The following is a 19,465-nucleotide window of genomic DNA, read 5'->3' on the forward strand; positions in this document are numbered from 1 at the left end:
GCCCGCTTTCACGTTCAGCCAGCCATCACCGTGCTGCCGCTGGATGGCGAGTTCTGAGAAGTAGAAGCCAGCTGGGTAGGCCACCTGCTGCAGCGGGAACAAGGCCCCGATGGCGGTGTTGTAGTAAGCATCGCCGGCGTCGTGATTCACGTTGACGCTCAGCTGCCAGTGGTCCAACTCCTGCCAGGTGTCGCTGGCTTTGTTGAGTCCTGAGCTGATGGTGAGGTCGAGCGTTCCCTGTTGAATCCAACTGCCGACCGAGCGCTCCCCGCCCCGGGGATTGAACAGCGGTTCGGCTGTCACGCTCAGCTTGAGCTCCATCCAGTCGGGCAGCTGCAGCAGCTCCTGCCCGCGGAGCCAGGGATCGCTCAGGGAGATCGGCGCTGGCGGCTGTGCCCGAGCTGGGCTGCTGAGAGCAAGGGCCGTGATCAGGCCCAGCAGGCCAAGCCCCCGCCGGCGAAGGCGGCGTTGCTGGCGCATGGCTTGGCCCTCAATCCGGCCACAGGATCTGCCCTACGGCCGGATTTGGCAACCACCAGCGATGCCGGATCAGCCCTTCTTGGCGCGGCCTTTGCCCCTGGCAGGGGCGGCCTCAGCTTTGGCGGCGGCCACCGGCACGGGCGCCAGTTCACCTTCGCCGCTCACCACCACGCTCACCACGCGGCCGCCCTGGCGGATCACCCGCTGCAGCGCTTCATTCATGCGGCTGAAGGGCACGCGGGTGGTGTAAGCCCCGTGACGCAGGAAGCGGTTGTTGGCGATGCCCGTGGCGGTGATCGTCACCACGCGGCTGCCTTCGCCGGCGGCACCGGCGCTCGGGCTCGACACCAGCAGCTCCTGGCTGCGGAAGCCGTAGGCCGGGGTGCCATCGATGCGGCGGGCAGTGCTCAGCTCAGCCACCGGCAGCTCGCTGCTCTCTGAGGTGGCGGCGCGGAAGGGGCCATCGGTGCTGATGTGGGCGTAGCGGCTGGCGGCCGACACCGTCACGGGCACAGGCCGGTTTTGGTGGAGGGCACGGCCAAGCTTGAACTGGGTGCCGCTGCCATCACCTTTGGCGGAGGCTGCAGCTCCGCGGGCCAGCTGCATCAGCCAGCTGAACTGGCGGCCTTCATGGCCAGCGGCGTAGTTCCAGCCGTGCAAGTGAGGAACCGTGTCGTTGCCGAAATTGCGGTTGTATTCAGCGCTATCGAGGTAGGAATCGATCTCAGCGTCGTAGCCCTGCTCCTGCAGGATCGTGAAGTGGTGCAGCATCTCCTCTTTGTTTTGAGGAGCACGGCCCAGCAGGTGCTTGTGGTTGAGCTCGATGAAGCGGTATGGGTTGCAGTTCTCAAAGAAGCGTGAGCGATAGAGGGCGCTCTTCGCCACGGTGCGCACCAGCTCGCGCACATTGAGGTAGCCGTTGCGGAACAGCGATTCGGCGCCATCGAGCCGCTCGTTCGTCATCAGATATTGGCCGCCCAGCACCTGCTGATACACCGCGCGAATGATCGCGTTCAGGTCGTCGTTGGAGGCATGAGGGCGGTGCTCTTTGCGTTGTCCGGCGGCAAAACGCTCGATGCCAAGGGCAGGTGCTTGAACGAGAGCCATAACGTTCGATCTGGCAGGGGTGGGCCAGCCGGAAGGTAGGAGCACTATTTGCGGTTGTCTGCCAAACGTTGCGAGCTCTTTACGCCGTCTGATTGGGTGAATTACTGCGGATGAATCTCATCGAGCACCTGACCGCTGGAGCACACGGTGCGGCAGGTGCGCTGTTCCTGCCGGCTCAGTTTGCGGGCGGCGATGTAGGCGAGCAGGGGATTGGGATAGATCTTGCTGGAGTTCCAGCTGCCATCGGTGGCCTGCATCAAAACCTGGGTTTGCATGGAGCTCGGCCTCCTGAAATCCGTTGGGCCGGACCCTATGGAGCACAGCAGGCCGTTCAGGTAACAGCGGCTACCGATTTAGGAATTGCTTCCGATTTGCGCCTGGCCGGGGTTGGCCCGCTGCAATTGTTCGGCGATGTGCTGGCAGCGCGTGCCGGCGCGCAGTTGCGGCTCTGAGCTGCGAACCTCCAGCTGGGCTTCGCGCGAACGGCTGCAATTCCAGGAAGCGAGCACGGTGACCCGCTGAGCCAGCGGCAGGCCACAGTTGGGGCGATCGGCAGCTAACACCTGGCTGGCGCTGCTCACGTGTGGATCGATCACCAATCCCAGCTGCTGCAGCGGCTCAGCCAGAGCATCGAGGAGAGCATCGCTGTCCACACTGGTGATCCAGGAAAACAGGGCCATCCGTAGTTGAGTTTGCCGGCCACTTAACGATGCGCCGCAGGGTGCATCAAGTGCTTTTCGGCACAGAAAGATTAAGACAACGCAAAGGTCTTAACCAACCCTGGTGGTGATATGCCAGTCGAGTTGCTCGCCGGCGTGGAAAGGCACGAGCCGACTGGGTTCCGCGGTGCCGTTGGCCAACTCCAGGATGGCCGGCAGGCCGGGGGCCTCGGGATCGGGGTCGCGCCGCTCCAGGGTGACGCTGCCCTGGTTGAGCGGCAGGCCGTAAAAGCGAGGGCCGTTCAGGCTGGCGAAGGTCTCCAGCTGATCGATGGCGTTCTCCTCGCTGAACACCTGGGCATAGCTCTCGAGCGCATAGGGCGCGTTGTAGATGCCAGCGCAACCGCAGCTGCTCTCTTTGGCGTGGCGCAGGTGGGGGGCTGAATCGGTGCCTAGGAAAAATTTCGGGTTGCCGGAGGTGGCGGCCTTGCGCAACGCCAGGCGGTGGAGCTCGCGCTTGGCTACCGGCAGGCAATACATGTCGGGGCGCAATCCCCCCTGGAACAGGGCGTTGCGGTTGATGTGCAGGTGGTGGGGAGTGATGGTGGCACCCAGGTTGCTCGGCCCTGCCTCCACGAACTGCACCGCCTCAGCGGTGGTGATGTGCTCGAGCACCACCTTCAGGGCTGGATGCCGCTCCAGCAAGGGCTTGAGGTGGCGCTCGATGAACACCGCTTCGCGATCGAAGATGTCGACGGCGGGATCGGTGACCTCCCCGTGAATCAACAGGGGCATGCCGATGCGCTCCATGCAGCTGAGCACTGGCGTGATGTGGGCCAGATCGCGCACGCCTGCATCGGAGTTGGTGGTGGCGCCGGCCGGGTAGAGCTTCGCAGCGGTGAACACCCCTGCTGCAAAGCCTTTCTCCAGCTCATCGGGAGCGATGGTTTCGGTGAGATAGGCCGTCATCAACGGTGTGAAACCGGCCGCTTCCTCCGCTCCGGCGCTGTGCTCTAGGGCCAGCAGGATGCGATCGCGGTAGGCGCTGGCCTGAGCCACGGTGGTGATCGGTGGTTTGAGGTTGGGCATCACGATCGCCCGCCCAAACTGGGCAGCTGTGTGTCCCACCACGGCCTGCAGCAGCGCCCCATCGCGCAGGTGTACGTGCCAGTCGTCGGGTGTGCGGATCGTGAGGGTCTGGCGGGACGGTGCTGCTGCCATCGCGTTAAAGCCCTGCTGCGGCGGTGCCTTCTAGTTTCGGTGTTGATGGAGCCTGCATCCCACGAGCGGTTGGTGGCGATTCGGCTGCAGCCCCGAGCCAGCCGCGATCGGGTGCTTGGGTTGAAGGGCGATGTGATCGCCATCGCTTTGAAAGCGCCGCCGGTGGAGGGGGCTGCCAATGCGGCTCTGCTCAAGCTGCTGGCCCGCCAGTTGAACGTGCCGCTGTCGGCCGTGGAGTTGGTGCGCGGTGCCACAGGCCGCAGCAAGTGGATTCGGGTGAACGGTTGGAGCGTCGAGCAGGTCAGAGTGGCACTGCTTGCGCCTGGTGGGTGAGCAGCGGCGTGCGCTGCAGGATCGTGTGGCCGCAGAAGGAGATGTTGCGCGGCGTTTGCTTGGCATCGAGCTCGATGCAGATCTTGAACCACTGCGATCTCAGCTGGGCTGGTCGGTGCAGCCGGCTTGATTCAGTGGGGTGTGCGGTTGTTGAAGCGCAGCTCCAGCACCTGCTGCACCACATACACCAGGAGTGCGGTGCTCCAGCCAGCCATCAGCAGGCCGTTGAGTGCCAGCCCCACGCTGAGGAGATGCCAGCATTCCGGTAGAAGAACATCGCCGTAGCCCACCGTGGTGAAGGTCATGGCGCTGAAGTAGAAGCTGGTCTCGAGGCTGTTGAACAGATTGAGGGCCTTCAGCAGCAGGGCCCAGAGCAGGATGTCGCCCACCAGGCCCAGGGTGATCAGTCCGGCGCCGGCAAGCATCGCCAGTGAGCGCCGGCTGCTGTGTTGGGCGCACCACTGCACCACCTTGGGTGAGTGATGGAGCTCGGCGATCACCAAGCTGATGCCCATTTGCCACAGGCAGGTGAGCACCAGCATTCCGGCGCTGATCCCTAGCCGTATTGAGAAGCCGGGTGCCGTGCAATCCGTGGAGGAGGCGGTGGCCGCTGCCGCTGCTGCGGCGCTGGTGGTCGCACGGGCTGCCAAGGGAAGTGAGCTGCTCAGGGCTCCAACCACCAGCAGTGAGAGGTTGCGCCGAAGAGGGCCGCGGATCACGATCATGCGGTGGGTGGCAGTTGGGGCTGGGGTAAGCCCAGCCAGCGCGCTTCTTCCTGGGCTGCAGGCAGCAGCGCTTCCAGCTGCGCGCGAACGGGCTGACCTGTGGCTGGTGCACTCAGCTGATTGAAGCGGCGCAGGGCTGATTGGGGGAAGAACAACAGCCCCACCAGCAAGGCCAGGGCGCAGCCCATCAGGTAGTCGATCCAGCGGTTGGGGATGTACCAGGCCACCAGGGGGCCGTAGCCAACAAAGGCCACACCACTGGAAATCAGGGCGGTGCGCAGGTAGTTGCGGCGGTTGAGGGCTGCCACGAGCAACGTGGTGCCCGCCATCACCAGGCCGATCGAGATGTCGCTGATGCCGAGGGTGTTGAACACCAGCAAGGGCATCAGCACCCCGAAGCTCACCCCGGCCATGCGATCGCGTACCCGCGCCAAGGTGGCGCCGATGCTGTCGTTGAGCAACAGCACGACTCCGAAGTACAGGTATTTCGGAGTAAGGGCTCCAAGGCCTTCGCCAATGGCCAGGGCCAGGCTGGCAAACACCAGCTTCCGCCAGAAAAACGGCGATTGCAGGCCGCTGGCGAGCCGTTCTGCCAGAGCAGGTTCTGCGGGGTGGGCTTCGCTGGTTGCCCCTGCGCTCTCGTGGGCTGCTTCAGGCTTGCGGAGCTGATCGGGCGTGAACACGATTTGCACCAGCGTGCCGATCGCCAGGCCAAGGCCGATGGCCAAAAGTTCGTCGCGCCAGCTTTCCCAGCTGGGTGTACCCAGCAGGGGCAACACACCGGCGCAGGCCACCACACCGCTGAGCAGGCGCAGCTTGCTGGGCAGGAGGAGCGTGATCAGCTGCATCAGAGCTGCCACTAGCCCAAACACAAACACCTGGGGCACGTTGGAGAGCGCCAACCCCAAGCTCACGCCGATCGCCAGGCACAGCCCCACCAGGATCAGCAGAACCGGGTAGATCACGGTCGGCCAACGGCTGAAATCAGGCCTCACCACCAAAACGGCGATCAGCGATCCATAGGCCAGCGAGCTGCCGCTCAAGCCAATGCCTTCACAGGCCGCATGGGTGAGGGCGGCGGCCAGGCCGATTACCAGGGCTGCCCTCAGATCGAGCGTGAGGGGATTGGGGTGGCCCTCAGTCGCCATGGGGCGTGGACCCTTTGAGGGCCTGGGCCCAGCCCACCAGCAGCACGATCACCAACAGTGCGAGCCAGAACCACAGCCGCGGCGGCTGGCTGGCGGCGGTGATCAACAGCAGGATGAGCGCGAGCCAGGGGGCAGGCTGAAGCCAGGGTTTAAGCCAGCGCTGCAGGCCGTGGGGGAGGGCGTGTTTCATTGCTCTGTGCCTCCCAGCCAGCGCAGGAACGGCACGATGAAACTCACGGGGCTGCGCCGCTCCACCACCACCTCACTCTTGGCTGGTGTTCCATTCTCAAGCTGCAGATTGGGTCCGCTGCCGCCGCCACTCCAGCGCAGGCCGGAGGGCGTCGGAGCCCGCTCCAGGCGCACCGTCACCAGGCGCACTGGTGCGGTGGCCTTGTCGGGCAGGGTGGCGAGCGGATCGCCGCCTTCGCCAAACGCCGCCTGACGGCTGCGGGCGATCAGGCTTCCGGCCAGTTGGCTGTCGCCTACGGCCCGGGCCACCTCGGCCAGGTCGGCGCTGGCGGGAGCAATGCTGGCGATCCGGCCTTCCACCAGGCCGTAGCGCTGGGAGCTGCCGCCATAGCGATCCCGGGTCTGCAATTGCAAATCCAGCTGGATCGGCATCCCTGGCTTGAGCCTTGCCACATCTGCTTCACCGAACAAGGCAATAGCTGTGCGCTCCGGCTCATCGGCGTTCGGCTCAGGGCCTACGCCAACCGAGGCGAGCCGTTGGCCGGGGATCACCGCCTGCCCAGGGTCCACGCTCAAACCCAGCAGCATCCCGTCGCGCGGAGCGAGCACCGACTGGCTGTTGCGCTGGGCCTCAAGGCCGGCCTGGGTGGCATCGAGTTGCGCGAGTTGGGCCTGCAGTTCTTTGATCGCGCTTTCGTTGCGCAGGTAGAGGTCTTGCGCTCCCACCCACAGGGGGCTGTAGCGGGGGATCACCTCTTCGCGGCGCAGGTTCTCGAGGGCCTTGAGCTGGAGACCCACTGGCTGGTTGGCGGTGCGCAGTGTGCCGATGCGCGATTCGATGGTTTGGCGTTGCCGTTCCACGGCCTTGATCTGGTCGAGCAAAGCGTTGTTGGCGGGGCCGATAGCCCCCGCGCCAGCAGCCTGCTGATCAATGCGGTTGATGCTCATCAGCAGGTCGCCCTGCTTCACCGGATCACCGATCCGCCGCACCAGCTCCTGCACCTGCCCGGCGGAGCGGGCATAGACCCCTACGCGGCTTTCGGGGGCCAACAGCAGGGCGCTTCCTTCAACCTTCACCGGCACAGATGGTGCGAGCGCCCAGGCGCTGCAAGCCGCACTCACTGCCGCCATCGGCAGGAGATTGGGGAGGCGTTCGCTCAGCATCGCCATCCCATCCTGCTGCCGGTGCCGCTGCAATCTGCGGTTACGGTACCGGCACCTTGCAATCTGAAGGCTTGCGCCGCCCGCTGCGCCGCTGCTGCTGCCTGATGGCTTTGCTGTTGTCGAGCGGTGCAGCTTTCGCGGAGCAGCCGACTCGTTCGGTTGATTCGGTGGCCCAGGCGCTGGAGGTCACACCTGCAGCCGCTACAGCGCCAGCACCGTTCAGCCTCAGCCTGGCTCAGGCGATTGCTCTGGGCATGGGCCGCTCCCTCGCCCTGCGCAACAGCAGCCTGGCGCTCGATGAAAGCCGTGCGCTGCAGGGGGTGGCCCGAGCTCGGTTCATGCCCAAGCTCGATCTGGTGGGTCTCGGCACCTACGCCCAGGTGGGTACCGATGTGGGTTTCATCTCCAACCTCCCGGCGATTGGCGATCTCAATTTCGATCTCGGCGGCGATGGCTACGCCGTGGTGCAGAACACCTTTGTGAATGTGGGCCTCGCGCTCACCATGCCACTGATTGATTTCGGGCGTGGCCCGTTGCAACAGGCTGCCCGCGCCGGCGTGCAGGCGGCAGAGGCGGAGCAGCGGGAGCAGCAACGGCGCACTCGCTTCGCCATCCAGAGCGCCTACCTCAACGCTCAGCTCGCCGAAGCCTTGATCCCGGTGTGGGAGAGCGCTTTGCAGGTGTCGACCCGCTTGCTCAGCGATGCGCGGGCCATCCGGCGGGAGGGTCTCGCCGCCCGCATCGACACGCTGCAGGCTGAGGCGCTTGTGGAAACCGATCGCCAGGGGCTGGCCGAAGCCAGAAGCCAGCGGGAGGTGGCGCTCAGCGCCTTGGCCCGCAACCTCAACCTGCCCCCAGAGCAGGTGATCAGTCTCTCGGAGCCCCTGCGGCCCCTGCCGGCCTGGACCCTGAACTTGCGCGGCAGCCTGGCTCGGGCCATGGCGGAGGATCGCCCGGCCCTTGAAGCGCTGGAGCAGCAGCGCCGCGCCCAGCAGGCGCAGGTGAAGGTGGCCCGTGCCGGGGCGCTGCCCCAGGTGGGTTTGTTGCTCGGCGGCGGCATCAATGGCGACTGGCTGAATGTGCCGGTGCTCAACACCACCCCGCGCGTGAGCGTGAACGGCAGCCAGGGAGCGGATCTGCCCACGTTGAGCAGCAGTGGCAATGCCTCGGGCAGCTTTTACGATTGGGGTGCCGTGATCTCCCTGCGCCAGCCCCTGTTTGATGGCGGCCTCACTAGGGAGTCGGTGGCACTGGCCCGCCGCCGCGCTGAGCAAGGTGAGGTGGCGCTGGAGCTGGCCCGCCAAACGATCACTCAGCAGGTGGAAACGTTCTATGCCACGCATCAAGCCTCCGGGCCCCAGATGCGAGCCGCGGCGGCTGCCGCTGCCGCTGGCGCAGAGGCCGTGCGCGATGCGCTGCTGCGCTACCGCGCCGGGGTGGCACCGATCACGGAGTTGTTGATTGCCCAGCGCAACCTGCAGGCGGCTCGTTCGGCCGAGGCCAGTGCCATCCATCGCTGGAACATCAGCCGCGCTGGGCTGGAGCTGGAAACTGGTTCTGGGCTGGCCCAGGAGAGCCTTCCTCCCTCTCTTTAGAGTGATGGGATGACCGACCAGGCCCCACGTTCTGAACCGCCCGCCAGCGAGCGCATCACCGAGCAGCTTGGCCGGTTGATCCCTCTGGTGAACGGCCGTTCGCGCGTGGCACGGGTGGGTTCATCCCACGGCCGCGATGGCCTGCCCTCGCTGCTCAGCTGGGATGACGACGGTCAGCTGAACGTGGACTGACCTTGCACGCTGCGGGGCTGTTGGTGCTGGCCGGTGGCGGCCACACCCACGCGCTGTTGCTGCGCCGCTGGATCATGCGGCCCGCCAGCCGCCCTGCGAATCAGGCGGTGTTGCTGGTCAACCGCACCAGTACCGCTCTGTATTCCGGCATGGTGCCTGGCCTGTTGGCAGGGCTCTATTCACGGGAGGCCTGCACCATCGATCTGCGCGACCTCTGCCGCCGCGCCGGTGTGGGCTTTGTGCAGGCAGAGATCACTGGGCTCGACCTCGCTCGCCGTGAGCTGCTGCTGCAGGGGCGTCCGCCGCTGCGGTTTCACATCCTCAGCCTGAATGTGGGCTGTGAAACCCTCTGGGAAGCGGGGCCCTCAGCAGCCAGCGGCTCGGTGCAAACGGTGAAGCCGCTTGAGCCCTTCCTCACCTGGCTGGAGCGGCGGCTCAGCCATCCTGCAGATCCCCAGGTGCGGATCCGCGGCGGTGGGGCTGCCGCTGTGGAGGTGGCTCTGGCTTTGCGGAGCCGCGGTTTGTGGCCTGAGCTGTTGCTGCGCGGCGATCGTTTGCAGCTGGGATCTGCTGCAGCGCATCAAGCGGCTGAACGGGTGCTGGCTGAAGCTGGGATCCCGATTCAGCGCGGGGTGGCGGATCAGGCCACCGCCGATCTGGCCTGCACGGGCAGCAGGGCGCCCGCTTGGCTCGCCGCCAGTGGTTTGCCCGTGCAGCCGGGAACCGGCCGGGTGCTCACCGATGCCAGCCTGCTGGTGCAGGGGTGTGAGCAGTTGTTTGCCAGCGGTGATTGCGCGCTGATCGCCTCCGATCCGAGGCCCCCTGCTGGGGTGTGGGCGGTGCGGGCGGCGCCGTTGTTGGCGGAGAACCTGAGGCGCCTGCAGGCAGAGCCGCCCTTGGCGCTGCGGCGCTGGCGGCCGCAGCGCTGGGCGCTGCAGCTGCTGGGTGATGGGGGCATGCACGGACAGCCATCGCCGCGCGCACTGGCGGTGTATGGACCGTTCTGTTGGGGCCCTTCAAGGGCGTTATGGCGCTGGAAAGATCGCATTGATCGCCGCTTTATGCAGGGTTTTGCCCCCGCAGCCGTGATGGCCGCAGGGGCAGCCCCCATGGCCTGCCGCGGCTGCGCCGCCAAGCTGCAGGCTGCGCCTTTGGCCGCGGCCTTGGGGCGCTTGTCGCCCACGGGCGATGCGCCACCTGCGGAAGACGCCGCCCGCCTGGATGTGAATGAGCGCGGGGAGCTGCTGCTGCAGAGCGTGGATGGCTTCCCAGCGCTTCTCGACGACCCCTGGCTCAATGCCCGCCTCACCACCCTGCATGCCTGTAGTGATCTGTGGGCATGCGGTGCTCAGGTGCGGAGCCTGCAGGCGGTGGTGACCCTGCCGGAAGCAGCACCCGCTGTGCAGGAGGAGTGGTTGCTCCAGAGCCTGGCGGGTGTGCGTTCGGTGCTGGATCCGCTGGGGGCAATGCTGCTGGGCGGCCACACCCTGGAGGGCCGAGATGGAGCGGGGCTGGGGCTCAGCCTGGCTGTGAATGGAGCTGTGCTGCCTCAGCATTTCTGGCCCAAGGGCTCCCTGGCGGCGGGTCAGGTGTTGCTGCTCACCCGCCCGATCGGCACGGGCGTGCTGTTTGCTGCGGCGATGGCTGGTGCGGCCAAGCCAACCTGGCTGGATGCGGCCTTGGCCGTGATGCAGCAGAGCCAGGCGCCCCTGGTGGAGATCATGGCTGCCCATGGCTGCCAGGCCTGCACAGACGTCACGGGCTTTGGCCTGTTGGGGCACCTGGGTGAAATGCTCGCCCCCGGTCAGCGGGTCGCCCTTCATCCAGATGCGATCCCAGCCCTACCCGGTGCCCTCGAGCTGCTGGAGCATGGGCTGAGCAGCAGCCTCGCGCCAGCCAATGCCCGTGCCCTGGTTGCGCTCGATGGCCCGATCGTGCTCAACGGTGCAGCCACCGCGGCCGAGCAGCAGCTCTGGATCGACCCGCAAACGTGTGGTCCGTTGCTGGCGGCCCTACCTGACGCGTCTGCCCAGGCGGCGTTGGCGGCGACCAGGGCGGCTGGTTTCCCGCAGGCGGCCCTGATCGGCCGGGTGATCTAGTCGCGCACCAACCAGCCGACGGTGAGATCGTCGAGGTCGCTTTGCAGGTAGTAGTAGCCCCGTGCACCGGAGCGCCCCTTCACCAGTAGTGCCCGGTAGCGATAGGTGGCACCGAGCGCATCACGTTCATTCAGGGTGCCCCAGCAACTGTTCGGATCCAGTTTGAGAGCGCCGCTGTAGCTGGCTGTTTCGCCGACGCCGCTGTAGCTGGAGAGGGCCACACCGCTCACGCGGCCATCGCTCCACTGCTCCCGCTGCACCACCGCGTTCGGGCTCCAGCCGCCGTTGCGCCAGCTCAGGCCCACCTGGCTGCTCAGCACCAGACCATTGAGATCGGAGGCCTGGCAACTGCCCGGTGCCATCGGTAGCCAGCGGCTGGTGATCACGGTGCCGGTGTTGCGGTTGAGGCTGTAGAGGGGGCGGCCTTTGCCATCGAGCACCACCTCACTGCGCTCCGTTCCCCAGGGCAGCTTTCGCTCCAGTTGCAGCACGCAGCTCGGGCCCATGCGCGCCACACCGGAGTAGGTGGCCTGGCGCTCGCTGCGCCCCACGCGCTCCACCAGCGTGCCCTGCAGCTTGCCGCCGGCTAGCCAGCGCTCCTCCTGCACATGGGCCGTGGGGGTGTTCTTGCCACTGCCGCTCTGCACGCCCATGCCCATCACCGCGTAGCGCCCCAGCACGGGCGTGGGGCAGGTTGTCTGGGCTGCCTGGGCCGGGGCGCTCAGGCTGGCGAGAGGTAGGCCGAGCCCCAGGGCTGCGATGGGGAACAGAGCCGACAGACGGTGGACCATGGCCTGGTCGCTGCACACAGAGCCCCCGCAGTATGGGCGGGTTGCGCTGATGTGGGTTCTGGCTTCGGCTCAGATCTGAACCATGCCGCACCGCATGCCTTTGAGCACGGCTTGCACGCGGTTGTTCACCTCAAGGGTTTTGAGGAGGCGTTTTGTGTAGGTGCGGGCCGTTTCCTCACTGACTACAAGCTGCTCCGCGATTTCACGGTCGGTGAGGCCACTGGCGAGGAGATCGAGCACTTCGTATTCACGGGGCGTCAGCCTTGGGCAGCTCAGGTAGGGCAACTGCCCGGAGCGCAGCGACGGACTGCGATACGAGTGATTCCCCATCACAGCCATCACCGCTGCTTCGAGAGGTTTCTGATCTTCGATGAAATCGGCTTCGGCTACCACTGCTTCCAGCCAGCTGGCTTCGGCGTATTCCACTGGGATCGCATCACCCAGGGCCAGCATCACCACCTTCAGCTGCGGCTGCAACTGGCGTGCCTTGCGCGCCAACTCAAAGCCGTTGCCGTTCTCGAGAAAGTCAGTGCAGATCAGGAGTTCATAAGGTTCTTGCTGCAGATAGGCCAGACAGCTCTCTTCATCAGTCACGGCGCAACCGATGTAGGTGGATGTGCTGAAGCTTTCGCAGAGGCAGCGCAGAAAGAATCGCCCTTTCAGGGCAAGAGCCACCTTGCCCTGAACGGCAACTGAAAGGAGCACCTCATCAAGGTTTCCGGCGCTGAGGCTGTCGAGATAAGGCGTGAAGTCCATCGCTCAGCCCCAGGCGTGGGTCCATCATCGCGCCCGGTTGCGCACGGCCAGCTCAGATCGCAACCTTTTGTGTGTCGCGTGTGAGTTGGGCGTACAAATACTGCGGCGACTTGTAATGACGCGGCAGGCAGTGATGCAGTGTTTCAAGCCGGCCCCAGCACACGGTGCGTTGAATCTTGTTGAGCGTTCGCTTTTCAGCGATCAACATCTTCAGCGCTTTGCAATACAGCTGGTAATTGGCTTCGAGTTCGCCGATGGTGATGCTGGCGTCCTGGCTCATGGTTCAGTCGTCGTAGACGAGGCACTCAGGGGCAGTGGGGTTGAGATCGCAATACACCTCAAGCGGTGAGGGATCCTTCTGCTCACCGGGGTGGTGCTGTTGATAGGCCTCGAGATCCTTGAGCTCGCCCTCGAGGTGGTTGATCTTGCCGGTGTCGCCGCTCTGACGGGCCTGATCCAACTCAGCCTTCAGCTGGGCCAGGTGGGCTTCGATGTTCTCCAAGGATCGGGTGTGATCGGCTGGCTACAGCTACGAACGCTCCACTGGCCATCGCTACCCCCATTTGGGGGCAACCCGTCAGAGCTGCGCTTCTCCTGTCAGAGTGGCTTCAGCCCCCAGGGTTCTTGTGATCCGCCGTTTCAGGCTGCTGGCTCTGCTGGCCGTGGTGGTTGTGGCTGGGTGCCGTTCAACGGCCCCATCACCCCAGGAGCGGGTACGCCTAGCCGAACAGCAGCGCTTGCTTGCGCTGTGCACCAGCAATCAGCAACGGTTGCCCGGCTTGGTGGAGCGTTTTGATGCAGCTCAGAGCCGCTTGGCCTCGGTTCGCCAAGCCAACTACACACCCAGCCCCGGGCCCAAGCCCCTCGATCCCGAGGAGCAGCGCCGGCTCACCATCTACGACCAACAAACCGAGCAGGACCTCTACGAACAGGCTGTTGACGCCTGGCGGCAGCAGGAGGCTGAACGGCGGGAGCGCTGGGAGCAGGCCCAGGCTGGCAAGGAGGCTGCAGCCTCCGAAGCACTCAGGGCCGCTGCCTCTGCCCTGCGGCAGCTGCATCCCGAGCTGCTGCTGGCCGGTGCTTCACCGCGCTTGAATCCTGAGGAGGTGGAGCGCTTTCGCCGCTGCCAGCCGGAGCAGTTTCGGTGAGTGGTGGCTGGAGGCGATGGGGCTTCAGCCTGGCGCTTTTCACCGGGCTTGAGTCGCCGGTTTTGGCCCAGTTCCTAGCGCCACCACCTTTGCCAGCGGTGCCTGAATCCGTGATCAGCCCTGAACGGGAAGGTTGCGTTCGCCGTTTCGGCCATACCGGTTGTGCGGCTCGGCTTTACGCCCAGTTGCTCTGCGCATCGATGGGCGCCGCAAACACACTTGCCGCTGAAGGAGCGCTGGAGCGCATGGAAGCCGAGCTCGCGGAGCAATACGACCAGGCCGTCATCGACTTCCGAGGGATCACCCCTGAGCAGGTGGAAACGGCGGCTGTTCGCTATTACGCCCCCATTCTCTGCCCGGAGAAGAGCCCGCAGATTCGCCAGCTGTTCGATCCATCGTGAGGGCTGTTCTGGTACACGCCTCGCCCTCCCGGCGGAGATCCGCACCGGGTCGAAGTGTTGGAGATGGGTCTGATCTGTCTTGAATTGAGATCTGTTGTTGGAGGTCCGGGCGCGTGCATCCACCCCTGGTTTTGGTGCATGGCCTGCTGGACAGTCCGGAGGTGTTTCGCTCTCTGCGCCGGCACCTGGGCGGGCAGAGGCCCGATTTGGTGATCCCGGCCCTGCCGATGCGCTTCGGGTTGACCCCGGTGCGGGAGGCGGCCTTGCACTTGCAGCAGCAGATCGAAGCGGTTGCACCGGGTGCGGGCCCCTTGGATGTGCTCGGTTTTTCGATGGGTGGGGTGATTGCCCGTAGCTGGATTCAGCAGCTGGGCGGTCAGCGGCGGGTGCGCCGCTTCATCAGCCTGGGCAGTCCGCAGCAGGGCACCTGGACGGCTCAGCCCTGGCCGCGCCGTGTGTTTCGCGGTTTGGCCGATCTCCGATGCGGCAGTGCGCTACTGCAGGAGCTCAACAGTGATCTCGAAGGGTTGCGTGGGGTGGAGTGCCACAGCTTTTATTCGGCCCTCGATCTGGCGGTGTTGCCGGGGTGGCGTGCCGTGTTGCCCGTTGGCACAGCCCGCGAGCTGCCCGTGGCAACCCACCCGCAATTGCTGCGGGATCCCGCAGCCTTGCAGCCGCTGGCTCAGGAATTGCTGCGCATCTGAGTCAAGGCTGATTCAGCTCGCTCTCGCGGCATAGCTTGCGGATACGGTTCGGTGCTCACCGCAGTGGATTGGCTGGGTGTCTCTGTGGTGGTGCGCTGGTTGCTGGGCTGGTGGTTAGCGCGCCATCTCATCCCCTTGCCCCAGGCGCGCCTGCAGCACAAACCAGCTGTCTCGGTGTTAATCCCGGCCCGTAATGAAGAAGCCACCTTGAATCATCTGTTGGAGGGTTTGCGCACCCAAACCCTCCAACCGCTTGAGGTGATCGTGATTGACGATCACTCCAGCGATCACACCGCTGACATCGCGCAAGCAGCGGCCCAGCTGTTGCCCCTGCAGCTGGTGCAGCCACCTCCCCTTCCCCAGGGTTGGTGCGGCAAAACCTGGGCTTTGCACAACGGCGTGCAGCGCAGCGCGGGAGAGGTGTTGGTGTTTCTCGATGCCGATACCGAGCCGGCGCCGGGGTTGTTGGAGAGCCTGGTGGCGCAGCAGCAGCGGCTGGGGGGGCTGGTGTCGGTGCAGCCGTTTCACCGCACCGAACGCCTCTATGAGCAGTTGTCGCTGCTGTTCAATCTGGTGGGGTTGATGGCGGTTCCGTTGGGGCCCCGTTGCGGCGTTGCCTTCGGACCAGCGATGGCCACCAGCCGTGAGCACTACCTGCGCAGCGGCGGCCACCAGGCGGTGGCCAACAAGGTGGTGGAGGATTGGTTCCTGGCCCATCGCTATGAGCAGGCGGGTCTCCCGGTGAGCGCCTTCATCGGTGATCACCAGATCGCCTACCGCATGTACCCGGGCGGGCTGGGTGATCTCGTGGTGGGGTTCGACAAGAACTTCGCCACGGCCGCTGGCGAGGTGCGTTGGCCTTGGATGCTGGCGGTGGTGTTGTGGCTCTCCGGGCTGTTCTGGGCGGCCTGGTGTTTGCCGGCGTCGCTCCTGGGTTGGCCCCTGGTGGGCGACCCTCAGCCTTGGCGCCATGCCGTGATCTACGGGGCCTATGCGCTGCAGCTGTTGGTGATCACCCAGCGGGTGGGTCGCTTCCGCTGGAGTCCGCTGGTGTTTTCGATTCCGGTGCTCTTTTTTCTGGGTGTGTTTCTGATGGCGATCGTGAATCTCGAGCGGGGCTCGGTGCAATGGAAGGGGCGCAGCGTGAGCACGCGTTGATGGCCATGGCGGCCCCTGAATTCCTGCTGCCGGTGTTCAGTTCAGCGCTTCTTTGGCTCGGTGGCTCGCTGGTCGTGGGAGCCCTGGCCAATCAGCTGCCACTGGCTTGGTTGAGCGCAAGGCCGGCGGCCGGCTCGCCTGACGTGTTGGCCGCGCGGCTGGATGGCGTCCAGCGGCTCCTCAAGATTCGCCGGTGGAAGCACTGGATTCCCGATGCCGGCAATGCCCTCCCCGGCGGCATCACCAAAGCCAGCCTGGCGCGGCGCGATCAGCCGGCGCTGTTGCGGTTGATGGCCGAAACCCGCCGGGCTGAGTTGGTGCACTGGGTTCTCTGGCCGCTGTGGCTGCTCACCTTGCTCTGGCTGCCGGGCCCGGGGGTGGCCCTGAACGCGGTGTTCGCCACGATGTTCAACCTGCCCTGTTTGCTGCTGCAGCGCTACAACCGGCTGCGCCTGCAGCTGTTGCTGGCCCGAAGAACGCCAGCTCTCAGGGCTCCAGCCAACCGCCCTCCAGCGTGATCGCGCCCGTGAGGGCGGTGTGCTCGCTGTGATCGGCCACCACCAGGTGATGGTCGCCGTGCTCGAGCACCCAGCCATCCTGGGCGGGATCAAACACCGCCAGTTGGCGCAGGGGGATCTGCAGCTCCAGGCGGCGTTGTTCGCCGCGCTCCAGCTCCACCCGCTGGAAGGCCACCAGCGTGCGCGCTGGGCGCTCCATCAGCAGCCCTGGCGCTTCGAGATACACCTGCACCACCGAGGCAGCCCGCATCGCACCGATGTTGTGCAGCGTCAGCGCCAGCTGTACGCCGCTCTTGCCAAGCTTCAGGTTCAGCTCAGACCAGGCAAAACGGCTGTACGACAGTCCAAAGCCGAAGGGATAGGCGGCGTGATGCCCATCGCGTTGCAGGAGCCGGTAGCCGTGCCAGAGGTCATAGCTCACCTGCAGAGCCCTGGCTTCGATGCTGGGTAGATGGGCTTGCTCTGCTGGCATGGCGAAGGGCAATCGCCCCGAGGGTGAGACATGGCCCAGCAGCACATCCGCCAAGGCGTGGCCGCCTTCCTGGCCGGGATACCAAAGCAGCAGTAACCCCGCCAGTTGCTGATCCCATGGGCGGGTGAGGATCGCGCCGCCGCCCATCAACGCCACCACGGTGCGTGGGTTGGCTGCCGCAACAGCCTCAATCAAGGCGATCTGATCCGGCGGGAGGCGCAGATCGCTGCGATCGCCGCTGGCGAAGTTGCCGCCGGGGGTGGGTGAGGCGTGGCTGGTGATCCAGGCCATGCCGCGGGCCAGCACGGGCCACCAGGGCTGCAGGCGCTGGCGGCCCAACAGCTGCAGCAGCCATTGCGGTGGTGGCACGAGCGCCAGCACCGGAGCGATGTCGCCAGGGTGGATGTGCTCGCCCTCCAGGCGCCAATCCAGGCCGGCCACCACCAAAGCAGCCTCACACTGCGCTGCGATGGCAGCCGCTTCCGCAGGGTTGCGGCCGTTGTGGCTCTGGATCAAGAGCTCAGGCGCCCCCTGGCGGAGCCCCTCCAGGGGAGTGATCACCTGGCCGGCTTGGGGGCGCGTATCGGAAGAGCCGTGATCGCCGAGGTTCGGCTTCTGGGCGAGCTGGCCGATCACCGCCAGCGATTGCAACGCTCGCCAGGGCAGCTCCTCGGCCTGGTTGCGCAGCAGCACGATCGATTCGGTGGCCGCCTGGCGTGCCAAGCGGCGATGGGCTGGGCAACCCCGCACGGCGCTCGGCTCTTCGCCCGGTGGCACCGCCAGTTGCAGCTTCAGCTGCCGGCGCACGGCGTCGTTGAGGCGCTGCTGCGGCAAGCGGCCATCAGTCAGCGCTTCCTCCAGGCAGCCCTCCCACACCATCCGAAAGGGCATCTCCAGATCCTGGCCGGCTTGCAAAGCCCTCACGCCATCACGGATCCCGAAGATGAAATCGCTCACCACCACGCCCTCAAATCCCCAGCACTGCTTGAGGATCTGCTGCAGGAGCTGGTGGTGCTGGCCGCACCATTCGCCGTTCACACGGTTGTAAGCGCTCATCACCGATCCGGCGCCGGCTTCCACGCAGGCTCTGAATTGCGGCAGGTAGAGCTCGTGCAGGGCCCGCGCACTGATCTGCACATCCACCACAAAGCGGGTGTGATCGATGGAATTCAGCGCGAGGTGTTTCACGCAGGCCACGGCGCGGCGCTGCAGACCTCGGGTGATCGCGGCCCCCATGGCGCCCACATGCAGCGGGTCTTCGCCGTAGGTTTCCTGGGCCCGCCCCCAGCCGGGAAAGCGCAGCAGGTTCACGCACACGGCCGCGACCCAGTTGGCTCCGAAGCTGCGCGCTTCGCGGCCGATCGCCTCACCGATTCGCTCCTCCAGCGCTGAATCCCAGCTGGCACCACGCGCCATAGCCACGGGAAAGGTGGTGGCTCCCCCGTGCAGCACCACACCGCGGGGGCCATCCACAAACCACAGCCCTTTGAGTCCCAGCCTGGGCAGCACACCAGCAGGCCAGGGATGGCGATGGGGCGCATCCCGCAGGGCAATGGAGGCCATGCCGGGCCAGAACGCTGTGGATCCGCTGATCAAGGCCAGCTTTTCGTGCAGCGTGAGCTGATCGAGCAGAGCCTCTGCGTGGGCTTGAGGGGTGGGGCTGACGCTGCTCACCACCGGAACCTATGGCGATCGCACCACCCCGCGGCTTCTTGGTAAGCCGTTGCAGCAGAACTGCCGCGCCTGGCTCCGGCGCACTGTTCAGATCAGCGGCAAGTCAAGCCAACCACACGGCAAACCAAGCGCAGCTGGATAGGACAGGCAGAGTGGTACTTGCCTGTATGGCGGAATTGGCGCGCAAAGGCCTGCATGTGCTGCCGGCGATTGTGTTGTTGCCCTATGTGGCTTACGCTTTCAGGCGACTGCAGCGGACTGATGCGTTGCACGAGCCGATGCTTGCTTAGGGCCTCTAAGTTTATGGAACATCCGGCAGACAGGTCGCGTTGACCAGCTGCGAAACCTGTCAGCACTTTCTTCCACCAATGGGACCGCAAGGTGTCTGTCGGATCTGGCACAAAATGATGACAGCCGCTGAAGCCGCCACCCACACCTGCCCGCTCTGGGAACGACGGCAAGCGAACCCTTCAGGACGTGAGAAGCAGCCTCGCGGCATTCGTTAATCCAGGCTTCGGCGCCGTTTATTGGCCTTCGGGCGCTAGCGGAGGCAGCGATTTCTCTAACAGATACGCAGCAAGATTGCTGAGCGATCGGCCCTCTTCGGCGCTTCGTGTCTCCAGGGCACGAAAGACGGTGTAAGGAATGGTGATGGTCAGGCGCTTGGGTGAGCGACTGCGGAAGGCCTTCAGGCTGTTTCTAGTGCCATTTGCATAAACCACGGAACCCTCTCGTGTTGGGCATCTTCAGTATGTCTTCCGATTTGCCCGTTGGCCATAGGGAGACCGTCAAGTTCTGTGATGGATTGAGTGGAAAGATGTTGTTTTCTCTGGGCTGGCAACTAAAGCCATCAGGCTGATTCACTCTCAGGGCTGTTTTGACCTGGTTTTCGGCTCTGCAGGGCTCGATCGAGGATCTCCAGGATCAACTC

General features: G+C 65.3%; 23 protein-coding genes and 1 pseudogene. 9 read left to right on the plus strand and 15 right to left on the minus strand.

From position 1 onward, the window contains the following. From ACIQ2E_RS02670 to pyrC, 5 genes and pseudogenes are all read right to left on the minus strand, one after another. Window positions 1-480, minus strand: a pseudogene (locus tag ACIQ2E_RS02670) (hypothetical protein); the annotation flags it as partial. A 69-nt stretch (window positions 481-549) separates the two neighbouring features. Beyond that, on the minus strand, window positions 550-1,587 hold the full coding sequence (locus tag ACIQ2E_RS02675) for a phycobilisome rod-core linker polypeptide (RefSeq protein WP_398325779.1): 1,038 nt from the start codon (window positions 1,585-1,587) through the stop codon (window positions 550-552). 101 nt (window positions 1,588-1,688) lie between these two features. Continuing rightward, window positions 1,689-1,862, minus strand: coding sequence for a hypothetical protein (locus ACIQ2E_RS02680; RefSeq protein ID WP_398325782.1), 174 nt, complete (start codon window positions 1,860-1,862; stop codon window positions 1,689-1,691). 78 nt (window positions 1,863-1,940) lie between these two features. Beyond that, on the minus strand, window positions 1,941-2,267 hold the full coding sequence (locus ACIQ2E_RS02685) for a hypothetical protein (protein ID WP_398325785.1): 327 nt from the start codon (window positions 2,265-2,267) through the stop codon (window positions 1,941-1,943). A gap of 90 nt (window positions 2,268-2,357) precedes the next feature. Then, window positions 2,358-3,467, minus strand: a complete 1,110-nt coding sequence (gene pyrC, locus ACIQ2E_RS02690) for a dihydroorotase (protein ID WP_398325787.1) — start codon at window positions 3,465-3,467, stop codon at window positions 2,358-2,360. A gap of 45 nt (window positions 3,468-3,512) precedes the next feature. On the opposite strand from pyrC, the gene ACIQ2E_RS02695 reads away from it, so the two are divergent. Next, window positions 3,513-3,800, plus strand: coding sequence for a DUF167 domain-containing protein (locus ACIQ2E_RS02695; protein WP_398325790.1), 288 nt, complete (start codon window positions 3,513-3,515; stop codon window positions 3,798-3,800). Between the two features lie 131 nt (window positions 3,801-3,931). On the opposite strand, the gene ACIQ2E_RS02700 is transcribed toward ACIQ2E_RS02695, so the two are convergent. Genes ACIQ2E_RS02700 through ACIQ2E_RS02715 form a run of 4 tightly spaced genes read right to left on the minus strand, consistent with a single transcriptional unit; the run spans window position 3,932 to window position 7,032 of the window. Next, window positions 3,932-4,525, minus strand: a complete 594-nt coding sequence (locus ACIQ2E_RS02700) for an ion channel (protein WP_398325793.1) — start codon at window positions 4,523-4,525, stop codon at window positions 3,932-3,934. Further along, on the minus strand, window positions 4,522-5,673 hold the full coding sequence (locus ACIQ2E_RS02705; RefSeq protein WP_398325795.1) for an FUSC family protein: 1,152 nt from the start codon (window positions 5,671-5,673) through the stop codon (window positions 4,522-4,524). The genes ACIQ2E_RS02700 and ACIQ2E_RS02705 overlap by 4 nt, the downstream gene beginning before the upstream one ends. After that, window positions 5,663-5,863, minus strand: coding sequence for a hypothetical protein (locus tag ACIQ2E_RS02710; RefSeq protein WP_398325798.1), 201 nt, complete (start codon window positions 5,861-5,863; stop codon window positions 5,663-5,665). Before ACIQ2E_RS02710 ends, ACIQ2E_RS02705 begins: the two co-directional genes overlap by 11 nt. After that, window positions 5,860-7,032 carry a hypothetical protein gene (locus ACIQ2E_RS02715; RefSeq protein ID WP_398325801.1) on the minus strand — a complete coding sequence of 391 codons (1,173 nt, stop codon included), beginning with the start codon at window positions 7,030-7,032 and terminating at the stop codon, window positions 5,860-5,862. Before ACIQ2E_RS02715 ends, ACIQ2E_RS02710 begins: the two co-directional genes overlap by 4 nt. A 98-nt stretch (window positions 7,033-7,130) precedes the next feature. Between ACIQ2E_RS02715 and ACIQ2E_RS02720 the strand changes: the two genes are divergently transcribed. The 3 genes from ACIQ2E_RS02720 to selD are packed head-to-tail and all read left to right on the plus strand — an operon-like array spanning window position 7,131 to window position 10,912. Beyond that, window positions 7,131-8,621 carry a TolC family protein gene (locus tag ACIQ2E_RS02720; protein WP_398325804.1) on the plus strand — a complete coding sequence of 497 codons (1,491 nt, stop codon included), beginning with the start codon at window positions 7,131-7,133 and terminating at the stop codon, window positions 8,619-8,621. Window positions 8,622-8,630: 9 nt separating this feature from the next. Beyond that, window positions 8,631-8,813, plus strand: a complete 183-nt coding sequence (locus ACIQ2E_RS02725; RefSeq protein WP_398325807.1) for a hypothetical protein — start codon at window positions 8,631-8,633, stop codon at window positions 8,811-8,813. A 2-nt stretch (window positions 8,814-8,815) separates the two neighbouring features. Further along, complete coding sequence (gene selD / locus ACIQ2E_RS02730) at window positions 8,816-10,912, plus strand: selenide, water dikinase SelD (protein WP_398325810.1); 2,097 nt, start codon at window positions 8,816-8,818, stop codon at window positions 10,910-10,912. Here the strand turns inward: selD and ACIQ2E_RS02735 are convergent. The 4 genes from ACIQ2E_RS02735 to ACIQ2E_RS02750 all read right to left on the minus strand — a co-directional run bounded on the left by ACIQ2E_RS02735 (window position 10,909) and on the right by ACIQ2E_RS02750 (window position 12,961). Continuing rightward, on the minus strand, window positions 10,909-11,703 hold the full coding sequence (locus ACIQ2E_RS02735) for a hypothetical protein (protein WP_398325813.1): 795 nt from the start codon (window positions 11,701-11,703) through the stop codon (window positions 10,909-10,911). The genes selD and ACIQ2E_RS02735 overlap by 4 nt on opposite strands. A 69-nt stretch (window positions 11,704-11,772) precedes the next feature. Further along, the gene (locus ACIQ2E_RS02740) at window positions 11,773-12,459 is read right to left on the minus strand and encodes a LuxR C-terminal-related transcriptional regulator (RefSeq protein WP_398325816.1); all 687 of its coding nucleotides are present in this window, start codon (window positions 12,457-12,459) and stop codon (window positions 11,773-11,775) included. Between the two features lie 52 nt (window positions 12,460-12,511). Continuing rightward, entirely contained in the window at window positions 12,512-12,739 is a 228-nt protein-coding gene (locus ACIQ2E_RS02745) for a DUF3136 domain-containing protein (protein ID WP_296445817.1), read from the minus strand. Window positions 12,740-12,742: 3 nt separating this feature from the next. Continuing rightward, window positions 12,743-12,961 (minus strand): CP12 domain-containing protein, encoded by a 219-nt coding sequence (locus ACIQ2E_RS02750; RefSeq protein WP_398325819.1) that lies wholly within the window; start codon window positions 12,959-12,961, stop codon window positions 12,743-12,745. Between the two features lie 100 nt (window positions 12,962-13,061). Here ACIQ2E_RS02750 and ACIQ2E_RS02755 point away from each other — a divergent pair, with 100 nt between their 5' ends. The 5 genes from ACIQ2E_RS02755 (at window position 13,062) to ACIQ2E_RS02775 (ending at window position 16,388) form a co-directional block, all read left to right on the plus strand. Next, on the plus strand, window positions 13,062-13,607 hold the full coding sequence (locus ACIQ2E_RS02755; protein ID WP_398325822.1) for a hypothetical protein: 546 nt from the start codon (window positions 13,062-13,064) through the stop codon (window positions 13,605-13,607). Between the two features lie 110 nt (window positions 13,608-13,717). Then, window positions 13,718-14,008, plus strand: a complete 291-nt coding sequence (locus tag ACIQ2E_RS02760) for a hypothetical protein (RefSeq protein ID WP_398325825.1) — start codon at window positions 13,718-13,720, stop codon at window positions 14,006-14,008. 113 nt (window positions 14,009-14,121) lie between these two features. Further along, entirely contained in the window at window positions 14,122-14,712 is a 591-nt protein-coding gene (locus ACIQ2E_RS02765; protein ID WP_398325828.1) for a lipase family alpha/beta hydrolase, read from the plus strand. Window positions 14,713-14,763: 51 nt separating this feature from the next. Continuing rightward, entirely contained in the window at window positions 14,764-15,870 is a 1,107-nt protein-coding gene (locus ACIQ2E_RS02770) for a glycosyltransferase (RefSeq protein ID WP_398325831.1), read from the plus strand. 5 nt (window positions 15,871-15,875) lie between these two features. Beyond that, complete coding sequence (locus tag ACIQ2E_RS02775) at window positions 15,876-16,388, plus strand: hypothetical protein (protein ID WP_398325833.1); 513 nt, start codon at window positions 15,876-15,878, stop codon at window positions 16,386-16,388. Here the strand turns inward: ACIQ2E_RS02775 and ACIQ2E_RS02780 are convergent. Both ACIQ2E_RS02780 and ACIQ2E_RS02785 read right to left on the minus strand, forming a co-directional pair. Then, window positions 16,357-18,534, minus strand: coding sequence for a beta-glucosidase (locus ACIQ2E_RS02780; RefSeq protein WP_398325836.1), 2,178 nt, complete (start codon window positions 18,532-18,534; stop codon window positions 16,357-16,359). The two genes, ACIQ2E_RS02775 and ACIQ2E_RS02780, sit on opposite strands and share 32 nt — an antisense overlap. A 524-nt stretch (window positions 18,535-19,058) precedes the next feature. After that, window positions 19,059-19,256, minus strand: a complete 198-nt coding sequence (locus ACIQ2E_RS02785; protein WP_296367809.1) for a hypothetical protein — start codon at window positions 19,254-19,256, stop codon at window positions 19,059-19,061. Window positions 19,257-19,465 lie beyond the last annotated feature (209 nt).

This window comes from Vulcanococcus sp. (assembly GCF_044369115.1).
In the GTDB taxonomy this organism is placed as follows: Bacteria; Cyanobacteriota; Cyanobacteriia; order PCC-6307; family Cyanobiaceae; genus Vulcanococcus.

Excerpts from the sequence above, each read along its gene's own strand:
- ACIQ2E_RS02735 (WP_398325813.1), bottom strand. The coding sequence starts at position 11,703 with ATGGTCCACCGTCTGTCGGCTCTGTTCCCCATCGCAGCCCTGGGGCTC.
- ACIQ2E_RS02775 (WP_398325833.1), top strand. The coding sequence starts at position 15,876 with ATGGCGGCCCCTGAATTCCTGCTGCCGGTGTTCAGTTCAGCGCTTCTT.
- ACIQ2E_RS02740 (WP_398325816.1), bottom strand. The coding sequence starts at position 12,459 with ATGGACTTCACGCCTTATCTCGACAGCCTCAGCGCCGGAAACCTTGAT.
- ACIQ2E_RS02725 (WP_398325807.1), top strand. The coding sequence starts at position 8,631 with ATGACCGACCAGGCCCCACGTTCTGAACCGCCCGCCAGCGAGCGCATC.
- ACIQ2E_RS02720 (WP_398325804.1), top strand. The coding sequence starts at position 7,131 with ATGGCTTTGCTGTTGTCGAGCGGTGCAGCTTTCGCGGAGCAGCCGACT.
- ACIQ2E_RS02715 (WP_398325801.1), bottom strand. The coding sequence starts at position 7,032 with ATGGCGATGCTGAGCGAACGCCTCCCCAATCTCCTGCCGATGGCGGCA.
- ACIQ2E_RS02685 (WP_398325785.1), bottom strand. The coding sequence starts at position 2,267 with ATGGCCCTGTTTTCCTGGATCACCAGTGTGGACAGCGATGCTCTCCTC.
- ACIQ2E_RS02695 (WP_398325790.1), top strand. The coding sequence starts at position 3,513 with ATGGAGCCTGCATCCCACGAGCGGTTGGTGGCGATTCGGCTGCAGCCC.
- pyrC (WP_398325787.1), bottom strand. The coding sequence starts at position 3,467 with ATGGCAGCAGCACCGTCCCGCCAGACCCTCACGATCCGCACACCCGAC.
- ACIQ2E_RS02710 (WP_398325798.1), bottom strand. The coding sequence starts at position 5,863 with ATGAAACACGCCCTCCCCCACGGCCTGCAGCGCTGGCTTAAACCCTGG.
- ACIQ2E_RS02745 (WP_296445817.1), bottom strand. The coding sequence starts at position 12,739 with ATGAGCCAGGACGCCAGCATCACCATCGGCGAACTCGAAGCCAATTAC.
- ACIQ2E_RS02675 (WP_398325779.1), bottom strand. The coding sequence starts at position 1,587 with ATGGCTCTCGTTCAAGCACCTGCCCTTGGCATCGAGCGTTTTGCCGCC.
- ACIQ2E_RS02680 (WP_398325782.1), bottom strand. The coding sequence starts at position 1,862 with ATGCAAACCCAGGTTTTGATGCAGGCCACCGATGGCAGCTGGAACTCC.
- ACIQ2E_RS02705 (WP_398325795.1), bottom strand. The coding sequence starts at position 5,673 with ATGGCGACTGAGGGCCACCCCAATCCCCTCACGCTCGATCTGAGGGCA.
- ACIQ2E_RS02700 (WP_398325793.1), bottom strand. The coding sequence starts at position 4,525 with ATGATCGTGATCCGCGGCCCTCTTCGGCGCAACCTCTCACTGCTGGTG.